Genomic DNA, 7051 nt, shown 5'->3' with positions numbered 1-7051 from the left:
CATCAAGTACTTTTTTGAATCGATTTGGTTTCCCTGGATTCTGTATCCATCCTTATACCTGAACTGGGAGTATGTTGATGAGAAAACTGCACGTTTTACGGTATCAGACTCTCTCATCCCTCTTGAGTTTATGGTTAAATTCAACGAATCTGGACTCATTGAAGAGATGATATATGAGTGTAATCTAGTGTTTTGTGATGAGCACCATTCGTGTACAAAATTCATCGCATTATATGGAATGTATTGCGATGTTCAGGGCCTCTATATCCCCCAGGTAATAAAATTTTTAAAAATGATGTCAGTGAAAAAAACCTGTACCAGCACCTGAATCTTGTTTCATATCAGAAAACTATTGTACATGTACTATCATCGTAACATGACCGGTATGAAATACATTCAATTCTATACATGATTCCTGATTATGATGACAATGTATATTCTTTTATAATTCTTTTTTGACTATGAACCCGTTCTGTAGCGGTTAGAATATGGTGTACAGTCAGTTTTTGATCCAGGTAACGTTATATCCGTATTATTGGTTTAGATAATTAGTAATAATGTGCATACCAGTAAACTATTAAATAATAAAATTGATATGAGTAAATGTCATAGGTCCATCGTTTAGAGTGTCCATAAATAATAGATCCGGAGTTATGGCATGTTGAACTGCTAAAAGACCAGATCGATTTTTTTACAACAATGGTTTCAGAAAAGTTTCATACCTTCAAAGGACCGGTTTCAGATTCAGAACATCAGTCTCATTGGAAAGACTGGCAATGGCAGGTCCGGCACAGTATTGTTGATGTAAATACCCTTGAACGCATGCTTGAGATCTCCTTCTCTGAAAAAGAACGTGATGAAATTCAGAAAACTATCGATATCTTCCCGATGTCGATAACTCCTTATTACCTTGCGTTGATCGACAATACTGATCCATTTCATGATCCCATATTTAAACAGGCTGTACCATCAGTCGGAGAGTTGATCATAGAAAATTATGACCTGCATGATCCTCTGAGTGAAGAAGAAGACAGCCCCTGTTCTCTGATTACTCACCGATATCCGGATCGGATTCTATTCCTTATCAGTAATTCCTGTGCCATGTATTGCCGCCATTGCACACGGAAACGGAAAGTTGGAAAAATAACATCAATGCCTTCAAAAGATGACTTTGAGAAGGCTTTTGAATATATTGAAAATCATCAGGAGATCCGTGATGTTCTCCTTTCTGGTGGAGATCCGCTGATGCTATCGGATTCCCACCTCGATATGATCTTAAACAGGTTACGCCGGATTCCACATATTGAGATCATCAGAATCGGAACCAGGGTCCCAGTAGTCCTTCCGTACCGGATAACAGACGAACTGGTACAGGTTCTTAAAAAATATCATCCCCTGTGGCTCAATACTCATTTTAATCATCCGCATGAATTTACTGATGCGTCATGCGAGGCTCTATCCAAACTTGCAAACGGGGGAATTCCTCTTGGAAACCAGTCTGTTCTACTAGCAGGTGTCAATGATTGTCCCAATATTATGCGTAAACTCGTTCATGAACTGGTAAAAAATAGAGTCAGGCCATATTATCTCTTCCAATGCGACCTTGCTGAAGGCCTCGCTCATTTCAGAACGCCGGTAGGAAAAGGCACAAAAATCATAGAAAGTCTGATCGGACATACATCCGGTCTAGCTGTACCTACTTACGTGATCGATGCACCGGGAGGAGGTGGAAAAATTCCGGTTATGCCACATTATCTCGTATCCTGGTCTTCAAATAAAGTAGTTCTTCGCAATTACGAAGGGATGTTTTCAACATACCAGGAACCTGATCAATACGAGCGACCGGCTTGTGATCTCCAGTGTGGACAATGTAATCTGCAGCATTCAGGAGACAGTGGATACCTTATGAGGAGAGCACACGGCATTGAAGCATTGCTTTCAGATTATGAGAGTGAGATAACTATTCTTCCTGCAGATTCAGAACGGGTAACGAGGAGACAGGATGGAGAATGACACCATATATCCGGTCGGAAAAAGTTGCCTCCACCATGGATATCTGAATAACCGGATTTATCTAATGAAATATCACCCTGATGATACCGAATTATTGATCAAACACATCATCGGGCTACGAACCACCTATGGATACACGAAATTAGTCCTTAAAATCCCTAAGTCGTGTGAAAACCTATTCTCCCGTTGCCATGCAACTCAGGAAGCGTGTATCCCGAATTTTTATCCGGATAATGATGATGCTCTATTCATCTCACGTTTCTATGACCCGAGTCGGAGCTTAGATGCCGCCTCTGACACTATACACACTATCCTTCAGGTTTGTAAAGACAAAATGCATCGAACAACCTGTGTATCTGAACAGATGTTCGTCAGACCTGCTACCCCATGCGATATTCATCTGATGGCTACACTCTATCACCACAATTTTTCAACGTATCCGTTTCCAATTCATGAACCAAATTATTTACTCAAAGGTATGAACAACGGATCATCATTTTTTGTAGGAGAATTATCTGGCGAAATTGTTGCACTTGGTTCATGTGAAGTTGATTCCTACGCATCATCCGTTGAAATGAGTGATCTTGTGGTTGATCCCAGGAATCGTGGATATGGATTCTCAAAAGCGATTCTAAATTACATGGAGAAACAGATGAAAAAGAACCGGGTAAAAACATCATATACTATCTGTAGAGCCGAATCTGCACCGGTGAATCTGCTATTTGCAGGAGCAGGATATACCTATGGGGGAACCCTGGTGCAGAATACAAATATCTGTGGAAAAATCGAGAGCATGAATATTTGGTACAAGCCACTATACACATAATTTTCTGTTCTGTGTCCATCTTTTGATGGATTCAATATGTATCAGACAACTCATCTCTAATAATTGAAAGAGGAATGAAAGATCCACTTTGAGCAACCTCTGGTGGACAAATCCCTGCTTTTATGTGTATCTGTGAATCATTTTCGGGTTTCACATGATGATCCTCGTGATTACACCATGGATCTTTTCAGGTGGAAGTGAGTAAAACTGGACAAATGGGGGTGCAGCTTTCTTCATGATTCCAAAGATCTTCCATACCATACGGTCACTGATGATATTCTCCATACCGTAAAAGATGGTTTTCTCTTCAATTCCACGTTCTCGAATCAGAGATTCAATATCAAGGATCTCCATATATCCCGTCTCTATCAGCAAAGCTGAAAGACCATCTGCACAATCCTCCTGGTAGGTTATCTTAACTCCAAATGGATAATCCTTCATTCTAATGGAAACCAGGATGTTTTGTTTGTAAATTATCTCATTTTTGAAAAAAATTTGCCCGATATAGGGGGATATCTGATGAATATCTGAAGTAAAGTATAGTGCTGTCCCGGATATCTTGCACCGGCTCTGATAGAACTTTTCGTATGCTGGAATAAATTCTTTTAATGGAATAGGCTTTAATTTTGACCTCAATTGCTCCTGGCCACTGATAAAGATAATAATTATGATAAATGGGACCAAAGCAAGGAGGAATGACCAGTATCCTCCATGAGGCAACTTCGTCAGGGATGTAATGAAAAAACTCAGATCAAGGCAGATAAGAACACCTGATATGAGTGACTTCAGAGGATCTCTCATAATCAGGAAGATAAGAAGCAACAAGACAGCTGAGATCGTCATATCTCCGGCAACTGCAAGTCCATATGCTGCAGCCAGATGCTCTGAAGATCCGAACATAAACATCACCATCAGCACAGCTGCCATGAGAACCCAGTTTACCGCATCGATATAAATCTGGGAATGGAGCTCTGATGACGTAAAGTCGATCTTGAGTTTTGGAAGGATCCGGGTTGTCATTGCCTGGTACACAATTGAGAACATACCGCTGATCATGGCTTGTGATGCAATAATCGTGGCTACAATGCTGAGCAGAAGAAATGGGATATACAAGATACCGAGTTGATCTGATACCATGTTGAAGAGAACTGTCCCCATCGATCCATTGTGGAGAATATAAGCCCCCTGGCCCAGATAACTGAACACCAACGCTGGAAAGACAAAATACCACCCTCTTACGATGGGTTCACGGCCCAGATGCCCCATATCTGCATAGAGTGCCTCGCCACCGGTAACACAAAGAATTACTGCAGAAAGGATAAAAAAACCGCTCATACCGTTATTGAGCAGAAATACAAGGGCATAATGTGGGCTCAACGAGTAGAGCACCTGAGGTGTCCCAACAATTGAGATGATACCGGTTAAGGCCAGCATCGAGAACCAGATGAACATCACCGGACCAAATGCCCAGGCGACCCGCTCTGTTCCCTTCTGCTGAATAAAGAATAGTGATATCGCAATAATTGCAGCAATACAGAGAAGAATAAATTCACTTGTTCCTTCCAGGCCAGGTACAAGTCTGATCCCTTCAACCGCTGAAAGGATACTGATCGCAGGGGTGATTACACCATCACCCATGAAGAGACAGACCCCTATGATCGCAAGAAAAGATACGACCGGGACAAGTGGGCCTTTATTCAATAGAGAAACCAGAATGCCTTTCAGGACGATAGTCCCTCCTTCACCCTTAAACCCGAGATTCATGGCCAACCAGACGTATTGGATTGAGATGACGAAAATGAGACTCCAGAAAATGAGTGAGAGGACACCGAGGATATTGTCCTCGGTTGGAAGAATCATCAGGAGAATTACTCCCATTGTATAGATCGGGCTTGTCCCGATATCTCCAAACACGAGGCCCAGGGATTTCACAAAACGGGATGAATCCGGGGCATTCATACTAATCGTTTTTTAACAACAGTTAAATTACTTCTGGTTTAATGGTTATTTGTAGTTAGTATGTGTGGGTACCATCCTCTAAAGGATGTGGTAATACGCATATATTCAGGAAGGTATGTGAGATAACACAGGAGTGAAGATGTTCTCAATCCCGTCATTTGTCGCACCAACAAAACGAATCTTACTCATTGCAATCGTCGTGGGAATTATTGCGGGAATAGGTTCACTTCTCTTTTTTGAGGGTCTGAAATGGGGAACTGCTTTTTTCATGGGATATCTGCTCAAGTATGCATACCCCCAGGAAGGGCAGACCATAACTGAGATAAGTCAATGGTCAGGTCCAGATTCCCTGGTGCTCCTGATCCCTATACTCTGTTTTGGAAGTCTTCTCACCGGGATACTGGTAACCAGGTATGCACCTGAAGCAGAAGGCCATGGAACCGATGCAGCGATCAAAGCCTATCATGGCGAAGGAAAAATTCGCAGACGGATCCCGCTTTTGAAGGCACTCACGGCAATCCTCACCATATCTACCGGAGGGAGTGCAGGGAGAGAAGGACCTTCAGCCCAGATCTCCGCTGGGTTTGGCTCAATGGTCGCTGAGATGCTGAATCTCACTCCAAAGGAAAGACGAATTGCTCTCACTACCGGCATAGGTGCAGGAATCGGAACTATATTTAAGGCCCCTCTTGGGGGGGCAATTCTTGCAGCAGAAGTACTCTATACCCGTGACTTTGAAGCTGAAGCGATCGTGCCTGCATTCCTGGCCTCAATTATTGGATATTCCATTTTTGGTATCTTTGAAGGGTATAATCCAATCTTTACTCTGGCTTCTCAGTGGTGGACTGTCCAGCAGATACCCATGTTCCTGCTTCTCGGCGTGGTATGCGCAGGATTTGGACATTTATATATCTCTACTTTTTACTGGACACGTGAACGGTTCAAAGTTCTATTTAATCGGTTCAAACTACCGGTCTTTCTAAAACCGGTATCCGGTGCAATTCTCCTTGGGATACTGGTCATTATACTTGCACACATATCCCCGGAAGGAGAGATGGTCGGGCTTGCAAGTTTAGGTTCCAGTTATGGATATACTCAACTTATGTTGTATTCCATGGTTCCCCTTGCAGTCCTGATCCTGCTCCCATTTATGAAGATATTAGCGACATCCCTGACACTTGGTTCAGGAGGAAGTGGGGGAGTATTTGCCCCTGGACTCATGATTGGAGCTTCAGCCGGGGGAGCACTTGGTATGATCCTACATCTGATTAATCCTGCATATATCCCTCTTGAAACAGTTCCTGTGTTTGTGATTGTCGGGATGATCTCACTGTTCGGAGCCGTAGCAAACGCCCCCATTGCAGTGCTAATAATGGTTGTTGAGATGGTAGGAAGCGTAACGATATTAGTTCCTGCTATGGCCGCAGTTGGGGTCTCAAACCTGTTGACTGGAGAGAAAAGCATCTTTCATGAACAGGTGCCAACCAAAGCACAATCAGGAGCTCATCGCGGAGAATTTGATCGTGAGACACTAGAAGGGATTGCAGTACAAGATGCCATGTCACCTGTATCAAAAGTGATTTCTCTTTCTCCTGATGATTCTGTCTGTCTGGTCAGGAAATACATGGCAGAGACTGATCATACCGGGTATCCGGTGTTGGAAGATTCACGACTTGTTGGAATAATAACTAACCATGATCTGAGAAATTCACTGATTAGTGTGGAATTGTCACAGATGATCAGGGATGTTATGACAACTCATCTGCATGTTGTCACTCCGGAGAGTACACTTGAAGATGCTCTGGTGGCAATGGTAACTTACTCTATCAATCATCTCCCTGTGGTCGAAACGGAATCTTCTGACCGTCTCGTTGGTTTTCTTACGAGAACCGATATTTTGAAAACCTACTCACGATCTAGTCATAGTTGTAATATCCTGGCAATTGAGGATCAGACCGTATCATCCAGGACAATAAACAATTGAACATGAGGTTCTTGAAACCTTCAAACTTTCAATTATAAAGTTCCCTGGTTCTTCCTTCTCCTGTTCAGCGGTATCTCAAGTATATCCAGGTAACCGACCCGGCTTTGTTCACATCAAGTATGCCGGGCATCACCGATTATACCCGCAGGCAGATCTGCTTCCTATTCATGGTGATATCTATTATTGCCTCTCCATGCCAGGATTCTATTCTCATTCCATTCTAAATTTCCTAATAAGTACGCTTGAGTTGAATAAGGTCAGAAATTAAT

General features: G+C 42.6%; 5 protein-coding genes. 4 read left to right on the top strand and 1 reads right to left on the bottom strand.

Going from position 1 to position 7051, the window contains the following annotated elements:
• Position 1 precedes the first annotated feature (1 nt).
• The 3 genes from LUQ50_RS15970 (at position 2) to ablB (ending at position 2839) form a co-directional block, all read left to right on the top strand.
• A complete protein-coding gene (locus LUQ50_RS15970; protein WP_367278987.1) occupies positions 2 to 328 on the top strand; it encodes a DUF6544 family protein in 327 nt (108 codons plus the stop codon).
• A gap of 371 nt (positions 329 to 699) precedes the next feature.
• Positions 700 to 2013, top strand: a complete 1314-nt coding sequence (ablA, locus tag LUQ50_RS10200) for a lysine 2,3-aminomutase (protein ID WP_300039730.1) — start codon at positions 700 to 702, stop codon at positions 2011 to 2013.
• Positions 2003 to 2839 carry a putative beta-lysine N-acetyltransferase gene (ablB, locus tag LUQ50_RS10195; RefSeq protein ID WP_300039729.1) on the top strand — a complete coding sequence of 279 codons (837 nt, stop codon included), beginning with the start codon at positions 2003 to 2005 and terminating at the stop codon, positions 2837 to 2839. The genes ablA and ablB overlap by 11 nt, the downstream gene beginning before the upstream one ends.
• Positions 2840 to 2989: 150 nt before the next feature.
• On the opposite strand, the gene LUQ50_RS10190 is transcribed toward ablB, so the two are convergent.
• On the bottom strand, positions 2990 to 4771 hold the full coding sequence (locus LUQ50_RS10190; protein WP_300039728.1) for a KUP/HAK/KT family potassium transporter: 1782 nt from the start codon (positions 4769 to 4771) through the stop codon (positions 2990 to 2992).
• A gap of 166 nt (positions 4772 to 4937) precedes the next feature.
• Here LUQ50_RS10190 and LUQ50_RS10185 point away from each other — a divergent pair, with 166 nt between their 5' ends.
• Positions 4938 to 6782 carry a chloride channel protein gene (locus LUQ50_RS10185; RefSeq protein WP_300039727.1) on the top strand — a complete coding sequence of 615 codons (1845 nt, stop codon included), beginning with the start codon at positions 4938 to 4940 and terminating at the stop codon, positions 6780 to 6782.
• Positions 6783 to 7051 lie beyond the last annotated feature (269 nt).

The sequence above is a fragment of the Methanospirillum sp. genome (assembly GCF_028679455.1).
Taxonomy (GTDB): Archaea; Halobacteriota; Methanomicrobia; order Methanomicrobiales; family Methanospirillaceae; genus Methanospirillum.
The sequence above is the reverse complement of the archived record's forward strand: the minus strand, read 5'-3'. Positions and strand labels throughout refer to the sequence as shown.